Here is a 428-nt window from a genome sequence, read left to right as displayed (position 1 = left end):
CGACGAGTTCGAGGCCGCTCTCCGGCACAAGTGCGACGATCTCGCCGGAAGCGGAATCGTCGACGTCAAGACCATCGCCCGCAAGGCCGTACACAAACCGGCCGCCGATGAAGGGCCGATGTCAGCGAGACAGGAATGCGGCGGCGGCCGCACTGATCGGCGGCACGGTTCTCTCGTTCACGCCATCCTCCTCGAAAAGTCGATGAACATCTTCGACAGCGTTATGGACCGCACCGACGCCCTTCAAGCCGGCGCGGCCGCGAGTGCGCTTTCAGTCAAAACAAAGTTCCCGCTCGGACAAGACGGAAGGCGGCTCCCGTCGCACACTCCAAGTCAACGATCGGCAGCATCTGGGCCACGTGCCCTTGAGGACCGCAGCATGAGATTTTCCGGCAAGACGGCCTTCATCACCGGCGGAGGCACCGGGA

Annotated in this window: 1 protein-coding gene; it reads left to right on the top strand. The window is 63.3% G+C overall.

The annotated features are described in order from the left end of the window. Positions 1 to 202: 202 nt before the first annotated feature. The coding region (locus tag EN852_RS41815; protein ID WP_210238290.1) for a hypothetical protein at positions 203 to 428 on the top strand (226 nt) is incomplete at its 3' end.

This window comes from Mesorhizobium sp. M2E.F.Ca.ET.209.01.1.1 (assembly GCF_004010375.2).
Lineage (GTDB): Bacteria > Pseudomonadota > Alphaproteobacteria > Rhizobiales > Rhizobiaceae > Mesorhizobium.
Note: the sequence above shows the minus strand (reverse complement) of the source record. Positions and strands in the feature narration are given on the sequence as shown.